Consider the following 18,130-nt stretch of genomic DNA (forward strand, 5'->3'; position numbering starts at 1 on the left):
CTGATCAAACGGGAGGAAACCGGGGCGTAATGCAAGGGTGGTACAGGGCCTGCGCCCAGCTGCTCCCACTCCCGGCCCCTCAGAGCCCGAGCAGCCAGCGTCCGCCGCCGATGAGCGAGGAGAGCGACACCGCGTGGAAGAGGAACAGCCACATCGCGGCCGGAGCGTGGGTCAGCCGGGAGAGCTGGTCGGCGTCGGAGTCGGGGGCGCCGCCGTACCTGCGCTTGGACTGGAGCTCGAACGCCGGTCGCACACCGCCGAGCAGCAGGAACCAGACCACCGTGTACGCGAACGCGGACTGTACGTCGGCCGAGGTCAGCCACGACACCAGGAGGAAGGTCGTACCCGTGAGGATGACCGTCAGCGCTCCGTACAGGTTGCGGATCATCACGAGCATCACCGCCAGGAGCGCGGTCGCCAGCCACAGGAGCAGGGTGATCCGGCCGTTGGTCAGCAGCCAGGCGCCGCCCAGGCCGAGCAGCGGGGGCGCCGTGTAGCCCGCCGCGGCGGTGAGGATCATCCCGATACCGGTGGGCTTGCCACGGCTGACGGTGAGGCCGCTGGTGTCCGAGTGCAGCCTGATACCGGAGAGCTGCCGCCCGGTGAGCAGGGCGACGAGGCCGTGGCCGCCCTCGTGCGCGATGGTGATCGCGTTGCGCGAGAGGCGCCATATGAGGTTCGGGACGACGGCGATCAGCGCCGCCGTGGCGGTGACGACCACCAGCCACTGCTCGGGAGCGGGCTGGGTGCCGAAGACGCGATCCCACAGATCGCCCAGTTCGGTGCTGTCCATGTGCGGGCGGCTCCTCGATGTGGTTGAGGGATCGGCGTCCACTCGGCCGGCGGGTCGTGGCAGTCTGGCACTTATGTGCGGACGGTATGCGGCGAGTCGGCGGCCAGAGGATCTGACCGGGCTCTTCGGCGTGGAGAAGTGGGAACCCACCGAGACCCTGGAGCCCGACTGGAACGTGGCGCCGACCAAGGAGGTCTACGCGGTTCTGGACCGTCCTGTGAAGGACGCAGACGACCCGCGTCCGGTTCGCCAGCTGCGCGCCCTGAAGTGGGGACTCGTCCCGTCCTGGTCGAAGTCGCCGGAAGGCGGCGCCCGCATGATCAACGCCCGCGCGGAGACGGTCCACGAGAAGCCGTCCTTCCGCCGCCCCTTCGTCTCCCGGCGCTGCATCCTGCCCGCCGACGGCTACTACGAGTGGGTCACCGGGGCCGACGAGCGGCAGCTGGAGGAGAAGGGGAGGAAGAAGCGCCCCCGCAAGCAGCCCTACTTCGTGACCCCCGCCGACGGCTCCGTCTTCGCCATGGCGGGGCTGTACGAGTTCTGGCGGGACCGGACGCTCCCCGACGACCACCCGCAGGCCTGGTGGGTCACCTGCTCCGTGATCACCACCGAGGCGGAGACGACGCCGCTCGCCGTGGCCCCGGCCGAGGGGCCGTCCTCGCTCTCCGAGATCCACCCCCGGATGCCGCTGATGCTCACGCCGGACCGCTGGGACGCCTGGCTCGACCCCTCGCGCACGGACATCGACGAACTGAAGGGCCTGCTGGAGCCCCCGCCCGGCGGGCTGATGCGCGCCTATCCGGTCGCCACCGCCGTCAGCAACGTCCGCAACAACGGCCCCGAGCTGCTGGAGGAGCTGGCCGCGCCTGAGGTGGGCACGCTCTTCTGACCGGCAGGATGGGGCTGTGAGCCGTACAACAGGGACAGCGCAGCGGACCGAGACCGTCGGCACGGACGCCGGGGAGGCCAGGATCACCTGGCACCCCGCGAAGAGGGCCCGCCTGGTGCTGGCCCTCGGCCATGGGGCGGGAGGCGGCATCGAGGCCCGCGACCTCCGCGCACTGGCCGCCGCCCTGCCGGAGCGCGGGGTGAGCGTCGCGCTGGTCGAACAGCCGTGGCGGGTCGCCGGCAAGAAGGTCGCGCCCGCACCCCGGACCCTGGACACCGGCTGGCGCGGCGTCTGGCCGGCGCTGAAGGCCCCGGGCCTCCCCGTCGTCGCCGGAGGGCGCAGCGCGGGGGCCCGGGTGGCGTGCCGTACGGGTGCGGAGCTCGGCGCCCGCGCGGTGCTCGCCCTGAGCTTCCCGTTGCACCCACCGGGCAGGCCGGAGAAGTCCAGGGCGGACGAACTGCTCGGGGCCGCCCTGCCCGCCCTCGTGGTCCAGGGAGGCCGCGACCCGTTCGGGCGGCCGGAGGAGTTCCCTCCGGGGCAGCACGGGCTCGTCGAGGTGCCGTACGCCGATCACGGTTTCGCCGTACCGAAGAAGGCCCCGTCGACCGAGGAACAGGCGATGGAACTGCTCACCGGAGCGGTGGCGTCATGGCTGGACGGACTCTCCTGAGCGAGAAGCCGGCTGTGGCCGCACAGCCGGCCAGGCCCTTCCGGGACGGCTCCGCGGACGGCCGGAACCCTCCTGGGACGGCCGTCCGGGCCGGGCCCGCAACGTAGTTCTCCTCACATCCGCGACGGCCTCCGTACCCCGGGAATGCGGCACGGGGGGCGGCTGTTGTCGGTGGTGTCGGTACAACAACGCCGTATGTCAAGAGGGAGTCCGTCGCATGGGTTCGACCATCTGCCCGAGCCGATCGAACGCCGCCGAGCTGGAGTGGACGGTGCTTCGCGCGGACAGGACCACCCCGGCGCGGGCCGCGGGCGGGGCCGGTCGTCAGCCCGCGCGGAAGCAAGGTCGACTATTCTCCGATGCGAGCGGGTCCGGTCTCGGTTCCGCCACATCGTTGGAGGAGGTGGGTCCGGTCACTGGGACCGACACAGGGACCGACGACGGGCGTGCGCAGGAGACGACTGCCGAGCGCAACGCGCGTTTCGAGCGGGACGCTCTCGGATATCTCGACCAGATGTACTCGGCCGCGCTGCGCATGACGCGCAACCCCGCCGACGCGGAGGACCTCGTCCAGGAGACGTACGCGAAGGCCTACGGCTCCTTCCACCAGTTCCGTGAGGGCACGAACCTCAAGGCGTGGATGTACCGCATCCTCACCAACACCTTCATCAACTCGTACCGCAAGAAGCAGCGCGAGCCTCAGCGGAGTGCCGCCGAGGAGATCGAGGACTGGCAGCTGGCACGGGCGGAGTCGCACATGTCGACCGGTCTGCGCTCGGCGGAGTCCCAGGCACTCGACCACCTGCCGGACTCCGACGTGAAGTCCGCACTGCAGTCGATCCCCGAAGAGTTCCGCATCGCCGTGTATCTCGCCGACGTAGAGGGCTTTGCCTACAAGGAGATCGCGGACATCATGGGGACACCCATCGGTACGGTGATGTCCCGGCTGCACCGGGGACGCCGTCAGCTGCGCGGCATGCTGGAGGACTACGCGCGAGAGCGCGGACTCGTCCCGGCCGGAGCCGGTGAGTCGGACGACACGAAAGGCTCGGCCTCATGAGCTGCGGAGAGCCGCACGAGACGGATTGCTCAGAGGTTCTCGATCATCTCTACGAGTTTCTCGACCATGAGATGCCCGAGGGCGACTGCACCAAGTTCGAGGTGCACTTCGAGGAGTGCTCTCCGTGCCTGGAGAAGTACGGCCTCGAGCAGGCCGTGAAGAAGCTGGTCAAGCGCTGCTGCGGGCAGGACGACGTCCCCGCCGATCTGCGCTCGAAGGTGATGGGACGGATCGACCTGATCCGTTCCGGCCAGGCGGTGCCCGGACAGGACGTGTCCCTGGGCGGGGCCGACCGGCCGGCCGCCCCCGCCGAGTGACGACGCACGCGAGGGGCTGACCGACGACGGGCCCGCCGGACCGAGGTCCGGCGGCGCGCCGGTGCCCGGCCGTGGCACGTCGGAAGTCCCCGAGACGCGTGTCGTGTCACCCGAATGTGCTAATCCGATCCGTTCGGAACCTCGCTGTCCACCGACTCGCTAACCTGGCGCCTCCATTGATGAGGCCGGGGGGCGGGCGGTACGGGTGAGGGGCACACCGGGAGCGGCGCGCGTCTACATCCTCTGTGTGGCGGTGTGCGCCGCACTCTGCGCTCTTCCCGCGGTGTCCCCGGGGGCCGCGACCCCCTGGGGCACGCTCGGCCTGCTGGCCGCTCTCCATCTGGCCTGCGAACTCCTGGGCCGCTGCCGCCTCCTCGGCGGCTCCGTACCGATCGGTGCCGGATCGTTCTTCCCCCTGCTGCTCGCAGCCGCCTTCCTGCTCCCGCCGTCCGCAGCCGCTCTCGTCGCCGTGCCCGGCGCGCTTGCGGGCCGGGTGGAGCGGCCGCCCGCCGCGGCGCGCCGGATCTGGCGGGCCGCGCAGCTCGCCCTGACCGTGGGGGCGGCGTCCTGGGCCTACGGGCTCCTGGGCGGGCCCGCCACGCTCGGCGGCGCGGGCGGTGCCGTGCCCGACCTTCCGTACGCCCTCGTACCGGCCTGTGCGGCGGCGCTCGTCTTCAGCCTCGTGCCGGCCGCCCTGGACGGCGGCATCCTCGCCACGGCCGAGCGGGTGGCCGTCCGGCATGCCTGGCGCGGGGCGGCCGGTTCCCTCGGGCCGCACCTGGTGCACGCGCTCGCGGGGCTCACGATGGCCGTCCTCTGGCGCAGCTCGTACGGCCCGGTGTCGGCGCTGGTCGTCCTGCTGCCGATGTACATCAACTGCTGGGTGTTCGCCCAGTACCACCGCCGGCAGGCCGCTCACCGCGCCACCATCAGGGCGCTCGTCCAGGCCGTCGACATCAAGGACGGGTACACCCGGGGACACAGCGAGCGGGTGGGACGCGCCTCCGAGCTGATCGCCCGTGAGCTGGGCATGGAGGAAAGCCGGATGGAGGCCCTCCGCTTCGCCGGCATCCTGCACGACGTCGGCAAGCTCGGCGTGCCGACACGCGTCCTGCGCAAGGACGGACCGCTGACCCCCGAGGAACGGCGGGTGATCGAACTGCACCCGGAGTACGGGCACGAGATCGTCCGGGGCATCGGCTTCCTCGACGAGGCGCGCGCCGCGATCCTGCACCACCACGAGCGGCTGGACGGCAGCGGTTACCCCTACGGCCTCGCGGGGACGCAGATCCCCGAGTTCGCCCGGGTCGTCGCCGTCGCGGATGCCTTCGACGCCATGACCTCGACCCGCTCCTACCGGCGGGGACGGCCGGTGCCGGTCGCCGTGGAAGAGCTCGAACGCTGCGCCGGAAGCCAGTTCGACCCCAGGATGGTGCGGGCCCTGGCGCGCGCCCTGGACCGGCACGGCTGGTCCGCCGCGGCCAACACCGTCACCTCGGAGGAGGAGCTGACCGGCCTGCCGCACCAGAAGCAGGCGGGGGAGCGCACGGGAACCGCCGGCAGGCACGGGCGGCCCCGGTGAAGCCCCGGAGCCCGGCGCCGGCCGCCCTCGTGGTCCGCGGCGCCGCACTGCTCCTCGCCGTCGCCGCGCTCGGGCACACCCTGTGGCACGGCGTCGCCGAGCCGGGCCACGCGCTCGCCTTCGGCCTCCTGATCACCGTCGGCGAGCTGGCCCGCTGGGGAGCCCTGCCCGGTGAACGCGAGCCCGCGCCCCTGGGTGCGGCGGGCGCCCTCGCGTACGCGCTGCTCGGGCGCAGCGCCGGGGAGGCCACCACGCACGGCGTCCTCCAGGTGGTCACCGTCGTCGTCGCGGCGCAGCTGCTCGCCTCCGTGCCCCATGTCGCGCGGGGCAGCGGTCCGGGGCCGGACCAGCTGGCACGCCGCGTCCTGACCGTCGGCTTCGCGGCCGTGTGCTTCCAGCCCCTCCAGCAGTCCGGCCTCTCGGAGCGCTGGCTCGGGCAGGGGCCGCACGTCGCCCTCTTCCTGCTCCTGCTACTCCTCCTCACCGCCCTGTGCGACGCCGTCCTCGCCGCCCTCACGGCGGGTACGGGCCGCCGGTACGGGCCGCAGCTCCGCGACGAGCTCCACGCGCTCAGCGGCATCGGGTCCGCCGTCTGCGCGACCGGCGTGGTGATGGCGCTCGGGGTGGCCGTGGCGGGGCTGTGGGCGCTGCCCGTGCTGTGCGTACCGCTGCTGCTCACCCAGGTGTCGTTCCGCCGGTACGCCGCCGTGCGTACGACCTACCGGCAGACCATCGCCTCGCTGGCCCGGTCCACGGAGATCGCGGGCTACACCCCGCACGGGCACGCCCGCAGGGTGGCCGACCTCTCCACCGCCGTGGGCAGGGAGCTGGGGCTGGCCGGACCCGAGCTGACCGTCCTGGAGTACGCGGCGCTGATGCACGACATCGGCCAGCTCTCCCTCCTCGACCCGGTGGCCGACGGGGCGACCACACTCCTCCCGGCCGCCGAGCAGCGCCGGATCGCGCTGCTCGGCGGGGCGGTGGTCCGCCAGACCGGAGTGGACCCCGCGGTCGCCGCAGTGGTGGAACAGCAGGCGGATCCTTACCGGGAACAGCAGACCGCCGCCAGGATCGTCCGTACGGTCAACGCGTACGACGACCTGTGCGGGGAAGGCGTCAAGGGGCCCCTGGGGGCTCTGGAGCAGCTCAGGCTCGGCACCGGCCGCGACTACCAGCCGCAGGTCGTCGAAGCCTTGGCCAGAGTCCTGGCGCGTGGTGGTCTGGCCCCGGTGCGGGCTGGGTAACCCATGGGTAATGAGCGAGCGTCCGGCCCGGCATGGTTGGATGCGAAGGAGAGCGGAAGACGAGGGTGTCCAGTCGGGACAGGCGGGAATCGTGAGGATCTTCGGGAAGGTACGGCATCGGCCATCCGCCTCTTGGCGGCAGGCCACGGACCGCGCGTTCACGCTGATCGGCGACGGCCGGTACGAGGACGCGGGGGCGCTGCTGACACGCGCGGCGGACCTGGAGCCCTGGCTCTCCGAGTCCTGGTTCAATCTCGCGCTGCTGCACAAGTTCAGGCACGACTGGGAGCAGGCGCGGGCCGCCGGTCTGCGGGCTGTCGCGCTGCTCGACCGGGAGTCCGGTGCTCCGGACTGGTGGAACGTCGGGATCGCCGCCACGGCGCTCCAGGACTGGCCACTGGCCCGCAGGGCCTGGCAGGCCTACGGGCTGAAGGTGCCGGGCAGCGGCCAGCACAACGCCGCGTCCAACAGCGAGCCCACGGGCATGGAGCTGGGGAGCGCGGCCGTGCGGCTCTCGCCGGAGGGCGAGGCCGAGGTCGTCTGGGGCCGCAGGCTCGACCCGGCGCGCATGGAGGTGCTGTCGATCCCGCTGCCCTCCTCGGGGCGTCGCTGGGGTGAGGTCGTCCTGCACGACGGCGTGCCCAACGGCGAGCGGATCACGGCGGCCGGGCCGTCCTACCCGGTCTTCGACGAGATCGAGCTCTGGGCCCCCTCTCCCGTGCCGACCTGGGTGGTGCTCCTGGAGGCGGCCACCGAGGACGACCGGGACGCGTTGGAGCAGCTCGCCTCCGACGCCGGATTCGCGGCGGAGGACTGGTCGTCCTCCGTGCGGCTGCTGTGCCGTGCCTGTTCGGAGAGCCGGATGGAGAGCGACGAGGGCGACGGCGAGCACCTGGACCCGCACGACCACAGCGAGCCGGGCCACCCCGGCCCCCTGGGGCACCGCACCGCGGGCGACCTGTGGGTGCCGGAGCGCGAGTGCGGGATAGCGGCCCCCGCCGCACTGGTGCGTGGGCTGCTGGACGGCTGGGTTGCGGACAGCCCGGACAGCCGCGAGTGGCGGGATCTGGAAGAAGTCTGCTGAGCGGTGCCCGTAGGCTGTACGGGCACCGATTCCGGTGCGGGTACTCACGGGTTCAGGTTTGCAGGAAGGCGTACGGCGGACATGTCGCAGCAGGAGACGGACCAGCAGGCCGGTGTGGACGACGAGGGATTCCTCGTGGACACCGAGGACTGCGAGGCGCGTGAGGCGGCGCACCGCGAGCGCGGGACCTCGCGCCCGATCACGGTGGTCGGCAACCCGGTGCTGCACAAGGAGTGCAGCGACGTCACGGAGTTCGACGACGAGCTCGCCCAGCTGATCGACGACATGTTCGCCAGCCAGCGCACGGCCGAGGGCGTCGGCCTGGCCGCGAACCAGATCGGTGTGGACCGCAAGGTCTTCGTCTACGACTGCCCGGACGACGACGGCGTGCGGCACGTGGGCGCGATCTGCAACCCGGTCCTGGAGGACCTGGCTCCGGAGCAGCGCAACCTCGACGACTCCAACGAGGGATGCCTCTCCGTGCCGACGGCCTACGCCTCGCTCGCCCGCCCCGACTACGCGGTGGTGCGCGGCCAGGACGCCCAGGGCAACCCGGTCAAGGTGCGGGGCAGCGGTTACTTCGCGCGCTGCCTCCAGCACGAGACGGACCACCTGTACGGCTACCTCTACATCGACCGGCTCTCGAAGCGGGACCGCAAGGACGCGCTGAAGCAGATGGCCGAGGGCACGCCGCGCTACGAGGTCGTCCCCAACGACTGACCCTTCGCGACGACTCCCGCGGGTGAGGGGCTCCGCCGGCCGGCGGAGCCCCTCACCCGTGTCCGGTCCTTGTCGGGCGGCGCGGCGAAACCTCTCTGCGGAGGATCGGCCAACCAACGTTCTCCGGGGCGTAGTTGACGCGCGTCGACCCGTCCGCCAGGCTCACCCCTACACCGCAGAGCAAGTCCTCATCGTGCAGGGAGACCCCCCATGATCAGACGTACCGCACATCTGCTGCTCGGCCTTGTCATGACCATGGCTTTCGCCGTCGGCGGGGCCCTCGTCACCGCCGGCACCGCGCAGGCCGACGGCTGTTACACCTGGACCCGCACGCTCTCGCCGGGCGCCACGGGCAACGACGTCACCCAGCTCCAGATCCGGGTGGCCGGTTACCCGGGCTACAACTCCGTGCTCGCCATCGACGGCTCCTACGGCCCCGCCACCACGGCCGCGGTCAAGCGCTTCCAGTCCGCGTACGGGCTCGCCGCCGACGGGATCGCCGGACCGGCCACGCAGGCCAAGATCTACGCGCTCCAGGACGACGACTGCACCCCCGTGAACTTCACCTATCCCGAGCTCAACCAGTGCAACAGCACCTGGGCGGGCGGAGCGGTCGCCGCGGGTACGGCCAAGGCCAACGCCCTGAGCAGCATGTGGAAGCTGCAGGCCCTGCGGCACGCCCTGGGGGACCAGCCGCTGCGGGTCACCAGCGGCTTCCGGTCGACCTCCTGCAACTCGGCGGTGGGCGGAGCGACGAACAGCCGCCACCTGTACGGTGACGCCGTCGACCTCGGTGCCGGGCCCCACTCGCTGTGCACCATCGCCCAGCAGGCCCGCAACCACGGGTTCAACGGGATCCTCGGCCCGGGCTACGCCGGGCACGGCGACCACATCCACGTGAACCAGGGGCCGAGCCACTTCTGGTCGGCCTCGCAGTGCGGCATCTGACCGCACTCCTTCGGCAGTCCGGCCCCGCCGGGGGTGATGATCACCCCCGGCGGGGCCCTGCGCTCAGGCCACTTCCACCAGGCCGGCCGGTCCCCGGAACGTACGGCGGTACGCGTTCGGCGTCGTGCCGAGCGCCCGTACGAACTGATGACGCAGTGCCGCCGCGTTGCCGAAACCGGTACGGCCCGCGATCGTGTCCATCGTCTCGTCCGAGGTCTCCAGGAGGTGCTGCGCCAGCAGTACCCGCTGGCGCAGCAGCCAGCGGTACGGCGTGGTGCCGGTCTCCTGCTGGAAGCGGCGGGCGAAGGTGCGGGGTGACATGTGGGTCTGGGCGGCCAGCTGCTCGACGGTCAGCTCCTCGTCGAGATGGCGCTCCATCCAGGCGAGCGTCTCACCGACCGTGTCGCACCGCGTGGGCGGCAACGGGCGCTTGATGTACTGCGCCTGGCCGCCGTCCCGGTGCGGGGGCACCACCATGCGGCGCGCGAGGGTGTTCGCGACCGTCGGCCCGTACGCCTGGCGGACCAGGTGCAGGGCGGCGTCGATGCCCGCGGCCGTGCCCGCCGACGTGATGACCGGGCCCTCGTCCACGTAGAGCACGTCCGGCTCCACCCGGGCCTCGGGGAAACGGCGGGCCAGCTCGTCGGCATGCCTCCAGTGGGTGGTGCAGCGGCGCCCGTCCAGCAGCCCGGCCGCGCCCAGGACGAAGGCGCCGGAGCAGACGCTCAGGACCCTCGCCCCGCGTTCCACGGCCCGGCGCAGTGCCTCCAGGGCCTCCCGCGGGTACGTCCGCTCCGAGAAGCGGCCTCCTGAGGGCACAGCGATGAGCTCGGCCTCCTCCAGCCGGTCGAGCTCGCAGAGCGCGCTGATGGAGAAACCGGCGTGGGTCCGCAGGGTCGGGCCCTCGGCGGACACGACGGCGAAGTCGTGGACGGGGAGCCCTTCCTCGGAACGGTCGAGTCCGAACACCTCGCACAGGACGCCGAGTTCGAAGGGGTGGACATCGTCGAGCAACAGAACGGCGACATTCTTCAGCATGACGTCAGTGTGGCAGTAATTCGAGGGTGTGTGACAGTCCTGCCACTGACCGAATCCGGGCGGACGGACGACAGTAGAGCCATGAACACATTCCTGAGCTACCTGTCCATAACCGCACTTTTCGCCCTCGTCCTGCTGCCCGCCCTCGTCGGGTTCGCGCGGGAGCGCCGCATCGACCGTGAGCTGCGGGAGGCGGAACTCCACCGGGAGGTCCGGCCCCCGGAAACGGCGGACGCCGCGCGGCCCGTCACGGCCACGCGGCGCCCGTACCTCAGGTCCTGGGCCAGGATCTAGAAGTCGTCGTCGAAGCCGACCGACCCCTCCACCGCCACCTGGTACGCGGAGGGCCGGCGTTCGAAGAAGTTGGTCAGCTCCTGCACCCCCTGGAGCTCCATGAAGGAGAACGGGTTCTCGGAGCCGTAGAGCGGCGGGAAGCCGAGCCGGGTGAGCCGCTGGTCGGCGACGCACTCCAGGTACTGGCGCATCGACTCGGTGTTCATCCCCGGCAGGCCCTCGCCGCACAGGTCGCGGCCGAACTGCAGCTCCGCCTCGACCGCCTCGCGCAGCATGTCGGTGACCTGCTGCTGGAGTGCGTCGTCGAAGAGGTCCGGCTCCTCCTTGCGGACGGTGTCCACGACCTCGAAGGCGAAGTTCATGTGCATCGTCTCGTCACGGAACACCCAGTTGGTGCCCGTGGCGAGACCGTGCAGCAGACCGCGCGAGCGGAACCAGTAGACGTAGGCGAAGGCTCCGTAGAAGAACAGCCCCTCGATGCACGCGGCGAAGCAGATCAGGTTGAGCAGGAAACGACGGCGGTCGGCCATCGTCTCCAGCCGCTCGATCTTCTCGACCGAGTCCATCCACCGGAAGCAGAACTGCGCCTTCTCGCGGATGGAGGGGATCTCCTCGACCGCGTCGAAGGCCGCCGCACGGTCCTCCGGGTCGGGCAGATAGGTGTCGAGCAGCGTCAGGTAGAACTGGACGTGCACGGCCTCCTCGAACAGCTGACGCGACAGGTACAGCCGGGCCTCGGGCGAGTTGATGTGCTTGTAGAGCGTCAGCACCAGGTTGTTGGAGACGATCGAGTCGCCCGTCGCGAAGAACGCGACCAGCCGGCCGATCATGTGCTGCTCACCGGGGGAGAGCTTCGCGAGGTCGGCGACGTCCGAGTGGAGGTCGACCTCCTCGACGGTCCACGTGTTCTTGATCGCGTCCCGGTAGCGCTCGTAGAAGTCCGGGTAGCGCATGGGGCGCAGCGTCAGTTCGAAGCCCGGGTCGAGCAGGTTCTTGTTCTCGGATGTGCTCATTACTGGCAGGCCTCGCAGGACTCGGGGTTTTCGAGGGAACAGGCGATCGCGTCCGCGTCGGGAGCCGAGGCCTGCTGTACGGGAACGGGGGCCGCGGCCGACGCCGCGCCGGACGCCGCGCGGGCGATCCGGGTCGCCGGGCGCGAGCGCAGGTAGTACGTCGTCTTCAGCCCCTGCTTCCAGGCGTACGCGTACATCGAGGAGAGCTTGCCGATCGTCGGCGTCTCCAGGAACAGGTTCAGCGACTGGCTCTGGTCGAGGAACGGCGTACGGGCCGCCGCCATGTCGATCAGGCCGCGCTGCGGGATCTCCCACGCCGTGCGGTACAGCGCCCGTACGTCCTCGGGGATCCACCCGAAGCCCTGCACCGAGCCACTCGCCTCGCGCAGCGCCTCACGGGTGCGGGCGTCCCAGACGCCGAGCTTCTTCAGCTCCTCCACCAGGTACGCGTTGACCTGGAGGAACTCACCGCTGAGCGTCTCGCGCTTGAAGAGGTTGGAGACCTGCGGCTCGATGCACTCGTACACCCCGGCGATCGACGCGATCGTCGCGGTCGGCGCGATGGCGAGCAGCAGCGAGTTGCGCATCCCGGTCTTCGCGACCCTGGCGCGCAGCGCGTCCCAGCGCTCCGGCCAGTTCAGCTCGGTGTCGTAGTGGTCCGGGTGCAGGACGCCACGGGCGGCGCGGGTCTCGGACCAGGCGGGCAACGGCCCGGACCGCTCGGCCAGGGCGCAGGAGGCCTCGTAGGCGGCCAGCATGATCCGCTCGGAGATCTTCGTGGACAGCGCGCGGGCCTCGGGGGAGTCGAACGGCAGGCGCAGCTGGAAGAACACGTCCTGGAGGCCCATCGCGCCCAGGCCCACGGGGCGCCAGCGGGCGTTGGAACGGCCTGCCTGCTCGGTGGGGTAGAAGTTGATGTCCACCACGCGGTCGAGGAAGGTCACCGCGGTGCGGACGGTGGCGTCCAGCCGCTCCCAGTCGATGGTGCCGTCGGCGACGAACGCGCCGAGGTTGACCGAGCCGAGGTTGCAGACGGCCGTCTCGCCGTCATCCGTGACCTCCAGGATCTCCGTGCAGAGATTCGACGAGTGGACGACGCGGCCCGGCTCGGCGGTCTGGTTGGCCGTGCGGTTGGAGGCGTCCTTGAACGTCATCCAGCCCTGCCCGGTCTGCGCGAGGGTCCGCATCATCCGCCCGTACAGCTCACGCGCCGGCATCGTCTTGCGGGCCAGCCCCTTCGCCTCGGCCGCGCGGTAGGCCGCGTCGAACTCGTCGCCCCACAGGTCCACCAGCTCGGGGGTGTCCGCCGGGGAGAACAGCGACCACTCGGTGTCCGCGTCGACGCGGCGCATGAACTCGTCCGGGATCCAGTGGGCCAGGTTGAGGTTGTGCGTGCGCCGCTGGTCCTCACCGGTGTTGTCGCGCAGCTCCAGGAACTCCTCGATGTCCGCGTGCCAGGTCTCCAGGTAGACCGCGGCCGCCCCCTTGCGCCGGCCTCCCTGGTTGACGGCTGCGACGGAGGCGTCGAGCGTCTTCAGGAACGGCACGATGCCGTTGGAGTGCCCGTTGGTCCCCCGGATGAGTGAACCCCGGGCCCGGATGCGGGAGTAGGAGAGTCCGATGCCGCCCGCGTGCTTGGAGAGGCGCGCCACCTGGTGGTAGCGGTCGTAGATCGAGTCGAGCTCGTCCAGCGGGGAGTCCAGCAGGTAGCAGGAGGACATCTGCGGGTGGCGGGTGCCGGAGTTGAACAGGGTGGGGGAGGAGGGGAGGTAGTCGAGCCGGCTCATCAGGCCGTACAGCGCCGCCACTTCCTCCAGAGCCCGCTCGGAGGTGTCCTCGGCGAGCCCGGCGGCGACGCGCAGCATGAAGTGCTGCGGGGTCTCGACGACCTGGCGTGTGAGCGGGTGGCGCAGCAGGTAGCGGCTGTGCAGCGTCCGGAGCCCGAAGTAGCCGAAGCGGTCGTCGGCGCCGTCGGCGAGCGCCTGCTCGACCAGGGCGTCCAGGGCCGCGGAGTGCAGTGCGACGAACTCCGCCGTACGGTCCGCGATCAGGCCTTCGCGGTGCCCCACGGCGACCGAAGCGGAGAAGGAGACGGCGCCCTGCCCGGCCGCCTCGTCCGCCACGGCACGGGTGAGGAGCCGGGCGGCCAGCCGGGAGTACGCCGGGTCCTCGGAGATCAGGCCTGCCGCGGCCTCGGTGGCCAGCGAGCGCAGCTCCGCCTCGTCCGCCCGCGCGCTGCGGCCGCGGAGCGCGGCGGCGGCGACCCGGCCGGGGTCGGTGTCGGGGAGATCGGCCGTCAGAGCGGTCAGGGTCCGCAGCAGTGCGGTCCCGGGCGCGTCGGTCGTGCGGCCTTCGTAATCCGTGGCTGAAACCGGATCGGCTGGCGCGATGGTCACTTGGGGCTATCCCTCGCTCGGCTCGGTGCCTGCGGGAGCGGGGCAGCCGGGCACGGCGAAGCCCGTCGAAGGGCGCACGGAGTGCACGGCGTCCACCGGCCCTCCGCGGGGCCCGGACGTCTCGGCGTCCGGTTCGGTCGAGCCGGACGCACTGTCGACAGGTCTTCGGACTTCGCCGGTGCGCGCGAGCGCGCCGGTCACACCGTTGCGGGACAGTTCCGGACTCACACCGGATTCCCCTGCGACGACAGCGAGGTCGAGCATACATGTGGGGGCTACCGAATGATGCAGCCCCCACATCTTGTGTCGTGAGGGGTCACAGGGTCAGGCGGAAGGTGAGGAGCGGGAGATCGGGAAGAGGGTTCCAGTCCCGTTCCGGAGTCCGCTCGAAGCCGAGACGCCGGTAGATGCGGTGGGCGCCCAGCATGGCCGGCTGCGTCGACAGGACGATTCCGGTAAGTCCTCCCGCGGCCCGCGCCCGGTCGACACAGGCACGCACCAGCGCCTCGCCGGCGCCCCGCCCCCGGGCCTCCGGTGCGACTGCCAGCATCCGGAACTCCGCCTCGTCCTCCCCGGCTATGTCGGCCCACGGGCTGCCGGGCGCGACGTACGTGACGCCTCCCAGCAGGCGTCCCCCGGCGTCCAGCGCCACCAGCACCTCGGCCTCGGCCGCCCGGCGGCCGACCGCGCGGAGCTGTTCCAGATAGGGGTCCTCGGCTCCGAAGTCCAGGAGACCGTCGCCGAGATACGCCTGGGCGGTGATCTCGCCCAGTTCCTCGTGATGGGCGGGCAGGACCGGCCTGATCGATACGTCCATGGGCGGAAGTGTGCACCAGGCGGTGTGCGCCGCGCGCCCCTGTTTCGTCCCGTGGCCCCTCCGGGGGACGGGGCCACGGGAGGACGCCGTCCCGGGTCCCACGGAGCGGGTCCCGGAACGACGCCGCCCCGGGTCCCGGAAACGACGCCGTCCCGGCAGGAAGGGCCCTGCCGGGACGGAAGCCGCACTTCTCACCAGTGGCGCGAGGTCAGTGGCCCCCGCCCGGGGCGCCCACCGTGGCCGGCGGCAGTTCCGCCTTGACGCCCGGGTCGCCCACGTCCGCCGTGTAGTCGCCGGGGGAGGTCTCGTCCACGCCCGCCGGTGCCTTCACCGCGTTGAGGACGAAGGTCAGGACGACCACGACGACGACGTTCAGCACGAAGGCGGTGAGACCGATGTAGCCGATCTCGCCTATGCCGGGGATCTCCTTGGAGGACCCGCCGAAGTGCTTCTGGGTCGGGCTGGCCACGCCGTACGCCGCCACCGTGCCGTAGAGCATGCCGACCGCCCAGCCGGCGATCAGTGCCCAGCGGTGGAACCAGCGGGTGAACAGGCCGCCGACCAGGGCCGGCATCGTCTGGAGGATCCAGATGCCGCCCAGCAGCTGGAAGTTGATCGCGACCGTCTTGTCCATGGTGAGGACGAAGACGAGTGCGCCGACCTTGACCAGGAGCGAGACCAGCTTGGAGACCTTGGTCTCCTGGGCCGGGGTCGCGTCGGGCTTGATGAAGTCCTTGTAGATGTTGCGGGTGAAGAGGTTCGCCGCGGCGATCGACATGATCGCGGCCGGCACCAGCGCGCCGATACCGATCGCGGCGAAGGCCACGCCCGCGAACCAGTCGGGGAACATGTTCTCGAACAGCTGCGGGATCGCCAACTGTCCGTTGTCCACCTTGACCCCGGCGGCGATCGCCATGAAGCCGAGCAGGGCCAGGAGGCCGAGCATCAGCGAGTACAACGGCAGGATCGTGGTGTTGCGCCGGATCACCTCACGGCTGCGGCTGGAGAGCGTCGCCGTGATCGAGTGCGGGTACATGAAGAGGGCGAGCGCCGAACCCAGCGCGAGGGTCGCGTAGCCCCACTGGCCCATCTCGCCCGGCACGAGGCCGGCGACGGGCTTGCCGGCGGCCTCGTTCTTCGCCGAGAACGCCTCGCTCGCCTTGGCGAAGATGTCGTCGAACCCGCCGAGCTTTATCGGGATGTAGATGATCGCCACGGCGATGACCAGATAGATCAGGCCGTCCTTGACGAACGCGATCAGCGCGGGGGCACGCAGGCCCGAGGAGTACGTGTACGCCGCGAGGACCGCGAACGCGATCAGCAGCGGCAGGTCCTTGATGAACCAGTGCGTCGTCTCGCCGCCGCCCACGCCCATGACGTCCAGCACGGCCTGGATGCCGACCAGCTGGAGCGCGATGTACGGCATCGTGGCGAGGATGCCGGTGAGGGCGACCGCCAGCGAGAGGCCCTTCGAACCGAAGCGCCCTCGGACGAAGTCCGAGGTGGTGACGTAGCCGTGCTTGTGCGAGACCGACCAGAGGCGCGGCAGGAAGGTGAAGATCAGCGGGTAGACGAGGATCGTGTACGGGACGGCGAAGAAGCCCGCCGCGCCCGCCGCGTAGATCGCCGCCGGCACCGCGACGAAGGTGTACGCCGTGTAGAGGTCGCCCCCCAGCAGGAACCAGGTCACCCAGGTGCCGAACGACCGTCCGCCCAGGCCCCATTCGTCGAGGCTGGCCTCGTTCTCGGCCTTGCGCCAGCGCGCGGCCATGAACCCGATGACCGTGACGGCCAGGAAGAAGAAGATGAACACGGCGAGTGCGACGCCGTTCACGCCGTCCTTCATGCGGAAGCACCCCCCTTGCGGGCACGCTGGGCGCGCTGGTCACGCTGCCACAGCTTGTACGCGACCATCGTGAGGGCGGTCGACAGGAGCACCCAGAGCATCTGGTACCAGTAGAAGAACGGGATGCCTACGAAGGTCGGTTCGACCTTCGCGTACGAGCCCACCCAGAGCATCGCCACGAACGGGGCGATCAGACAGAGCGCGATGACCACTCTGGCGGGTGTCACCACCGGTGGTTTCGCATCGTTTTCTTCCGTCATTGGCGACTCCGTCCCCTCGCTGATCACCTGGTGTAATGCGCAGGAAATCTAGGCGAGAGATCCGGCCACCGTCACCCCCCGTCCGCATTGCGGTCCGGCAACGGTCCGGTGAGCGCCCGAAAACGACCGGTCCCCCCGCGCGTGCGCGGGAGGACCGGTGGGGCCGCGTGTCCGTCTGTGTCTCAGTCGGTGGGACGCTTCAGGCGGGCCACGAACTTGTAGCGGTCGCCGCGGTACACCGAGCGCACCCACTCGACCGGTTCGCCGTGTCCGTCGATCGAGTGACGGGACAGCATGAGCATCGGCAGGCCCACGTCCGTGCCGAGCAGCCCCGCCTCGCGCGGAGTGGCGAGGGAGGTCTCGATGGTCTCCTCGGCCTCGGCCAGCCGGACGTCGTACACCTCGGCCAGCGCGGTGTAGAGAGAGGTGTACTTCACCAGGGAACGCCGCAGCGCGGGGAAGCGCTTGGCCGAGAGGTGCGTGGTCTCGATGGCCATCGGTTCACCGCTGGCCAGCCGGAGCCGCTCGATCCGCAGCACCCGCCCGCCGGCCGTGATGTCCAGCAGCCCGGCGAGTGTGTCGTCCGCCGTGACGTAGCCGATGTCCAGCAGCTGCGAGGTCGGTTCGAGGCCCTGGGCGCGCATGTCCTCGGTGTACGAGGTGAGTTGCAGAGCCTGGGAGACCTTCGGCTTGGCGACGAAGGTGCCCTTGCCCTGGATGCGTTCCAGCCGGCCCTCGACGACCAGCTCCTGGAGGGCCTGGCGCACGGTGGTGCGCGAGGTGTCGAACTCGGCGGCCAGGGTTCGCTCGGGCGGCACCGGGGTGCCCGGCGGCATGGTGTCCGTCATGTCGAGGAGATGGCGCTTGAGCCGGTAGTACTTCGGGACGCGTGCCGTACGCCCACCCGCACCGGTCTCGCTCGTACTGCTGCCCCCGTCGGCACCCATGGCCCGCCTTCCCGACTGCTGCGTTGCTGCCGTCACCGGCTCCTCCGTCTGTAGCGGCTCACATGGTGGCACGGTCCGGTCACGGGTCGTCGCCCTCCCTCAGGTGTCGGTCCGATAACGGACGCGAGTGCACTTCTTATACACCCTTGACACCCCTAAAGGTCTAGGCCAAGCTCCCGGTACTGGTCTAAACCATTAAAGACCAGGTCCCA

18 protein-coding genes and 1 riboswitch are annotated in these 18,130 nt (G+C 70.9%); of the genes, 10 read left to right on the plus strand and 8 right to left on the minus strand.

What is annotated here, in order from left to right:
* Positions 1–79: 79 nt before the first annotated feature.
* Positions 80–793 carry a M50 family metallopeptidase gene (locus ACFYQ6_RS12220; protein ID WP_388762771.1) on the minus strand — a complete coding sequence of 238 codons (714 nt, stop codon included), beginning with the start codon at positions 791–793 and terminating at the stop codon, positions 80–82.
* Between the two features lie 73 nt (positions 794–866).
* Between ACFYQ6_RS12220 and ACFYQ6_RS12225 the strand changes: the two genes are divergently transcribed.
* From ACFYQ6_RS12225 to ACFYQ6_RS12265, 9 genes are all read left to right on the plus strand, one after another.
* Positions 867–1,682: an SOS response-associated peptidase gene (locus ACFYQ6_RS12225; RefSeq protein WP_356738111.1), complete on the plus strand. Its 816-nt coding sequence runs from the start codon at positions 867–869 to the stop codon at positions 1,680–1,682.
* A 16-nt stretch (positions 1,683–1,698) separates the two neighbouring features.
* Positions 1,699–2,352 (plus strand): alpha/beta family hydrolase, encoded by a 654-nt coding sequence (locus ACFYQ6_RS12230; RefSeq protein ID WP_388762773.1) that lies wholly within the window; start codon positions 1,699–1,701, stop codon positions 2,350–2,352.
* Positions 2,353–2,755: 403 nt separating this feature from the next.
* Positions 2,756–3,412 (plus strand): sigma-70 family RNA polymerase sigma factor, encoded by a 657-nt coding sequence (locus ACFYQ6_RS12235; RefSeq protein WP_187281824.1) that lies wholly within the window; start codon positions 2,756–2,758, stop codon positions 3,410–3,412.
* Positions 3,409–3,729 carry a mycothiol system anti-sigma-R factor gene (rsrA, locus tag ACFYQ6_RS12240; protein WP_361573537.1) on the plus strand — a complete coding sequence of 107 codons (321 nt, stop codon included), beginning with the start codon at positions 3,409–3,411 and terminating at the stop codon, positions 3,727–3,729. Before ACFYQ6_RS12235 ends, rsrA begins: the two co-directional genes overlap by 4 nt.
* 205 nt (positions 3,730–3,934) lie before the next feature.
* Positions 3,935–5,311 carry an HD-GYP domain-containing protein gene (locus tag ACFYQ6_RS12245; RefSeq protein ID WP_388762775.1) on the plus strand — a complete coding sequence of 459 codons (1,377 nt, stop codon included), beginning with the start codon at positions 3,935–3,937 and terminating at the stop codon, positions 5,309–5,311.
* Entirely contained in the window at positions 5,308–6,555 is a 1,248-nt protein-coding gene (locus ACFYQ6_RS12250) for an HD-GYP domain-containing protein (protein WP_388762777.1), read from the plus strand. The genes ACFYQ6_RS12245 and ACFYQ6_RS12250 overlap by 4 nt, the downstream gene beginning before the upstream one ends.
* 91 nt (positions 6,556–6,646) lie before the next feature.
* Positions 6,647–7,639: a hypothetical protein gene (locus ACFYQ6_RS12255; protein WP_361573543.1), complete on the plus strand. Its 993-nt coding sequence runs from the start codon at positions 6,647–6,649 to the stop codon at positions 7,637–7,639.
* Between the two features lie 81 nt (positions 7,640–7,720).
* A complete protein-coding gene (gene def, locus ACFYQ6_RS12260; protein WP_388762779.1) occupies positions 7,721–8,359 on the plus strand; it encodes a peptide deformylase in 639 nt (212 codons plus the stop codon).
* A 210-nt stretch (positions 8,360–8,569) separates the two neighbouring features.
* Positions 8,570–9,307 carry a D-Ala-D-Ala carboxypeptidase family metallohydrolase gene (locus ACFYQ6_RS12265; RefSeq protein ID WP_356738122.1) on the plus strand — a complete coding sequence of 246 codons (738 nt, stop codon included), beginning with the start codon at positions 8,570–8,572 and terminating at the stop codon, positions 9,305–9,307.
* 63 nt (positions 9,308–9,370) lie between these two features.
* On the opposite strand, the gene ACFYQ6_RS12270 is transcribed toward ACFYQ6_RS12265, so the two are convergent.
* Positions 9,371–10,345, minus strand: coding sequence for a helix-turn-helix domain-containing protein (locus ACFYQ6_RS12270; RefSeq protein WP_361573548.1), 975 nt, complete (start codon positions 10,343–10,345; stop codon positions 9,371–9,373).
* Positions 10,346–10,426: 81 nt separating this feature from the next.
* Between ACFYQ6_RS12270 and ACFYQ6_RS12275 the strand changes: the two genes are divergently transcribed.
* Positions 10,427–10,639, plus strand: a complete 213-nt coding sequence (locus ACFYQ6_RS12275; protein ID WP_361573550.1) for a hypothetical protein — start codon at positions 10,427–10,429, stop codon at positions 10,637–10,639.
* On the opposite strand, the gene ACFYQ6_RS12280 is transcribed toward ACFYQ6_RS12275, so the two are convergent.
* From ACFYQ6_RS12280 to ACFYQ6_RS12305, 6 genes are all read right to left on the minus strand, one after another.
* Positions 10,636–11,652 carry a ribonucleotide-diphosphate reductase subunit beta gene (locus ACFYQ6_RS12280; protein ID WP_388762782.1) on the minus strand — a complete coding sequence of 339 codons (1,017 nt, stop codon included), beginning with the start codon at positions 11,650–11,652 and terminating at the stop codon, positions 10,636–10,638. The genes ACFYQ6_RS12275 and ACFYQ6_RS12280 overlap by 4 nt on opposite strands.
* Entirely contained in the window at positions 11,652–14,048 is a 2,397-nt protein-coding gene (locus ACFYQ6_RS12285) for a ribonucleoside-diphosphate reductase subunit alpha (protein WP_388762784.1), read from the minus strand. Before ACFYQ6_RS12285 ends, ACFYQ6_RS12280 begins: the two co-directional genes overlap by 1 nt.
* 138 nt (positions 14,049–14,186) lie before the next feature.
* Positions 14,187–14,324, minus strand: a riboswitch (cobalamin riboswitch).
* 40 nt (positions 14,325–14,364) lie between these two features.
* Positions 14,365–14,865 (minus strand): N-acetyltransferase, encoded by a 501-nt coding sequence (locus ACFYQ6_RS12290; protein ID WP_361573556.1) that lies wholly within the window; start codon positions 14,863–14,865, stop codon positions 14,365–14,367.
* A gap of 208 nt (positions 14,866–15,073) precedes the next feature.
* Complete coding sequence (gene mctP / locus ACFYQ6_RS12295; protein WP_361573558.1) at positions 15,074–16,711, minus strand: monocarboxylate uptake permease MctP; 1,638 nt, start codon at positions 16,709–16,711, stop codon at positions 15,074–15,076.
* Positions 16,708–16,971, minus strand: a complete 264-nt coding sequence (locus ACFYQ6_RS12300; protein ID WP_361573560.1) for a DUF3311 domain-containing protein — start codon at positions 16,969–16,971, stop codon at positions 16,708–16,710. The genes mctP and ACFYQ6_RS12300 overlap by 4 nt, the downstream gene beginning before the upstream one ends.
* A gap of 182 nt (positions 16,972–17,153) precedes the next feature.
* Entirely contained in the window at positions 17,154–17,918 is a 765-nt protein-coding gene (locus ACFYQ6_RS12305) for a GntR family transcriptional regulator (RefSeq protein ID WP_361574116.1), read from the minus strand.
* Between the last annotated feature and the right edge of the window lie 212 nt (positions 17,919–18,130).

Source organism: Streptomyces sp. NPDC005494 (assembly GCF_042872025.1).
In the GTDB taxonomy this organism is placed as follows: domain Bacteria; phylum Actinomycetota; class Actinomycetes; order Streptomycetales; family Streptomycetaceae; genus Streptomyces.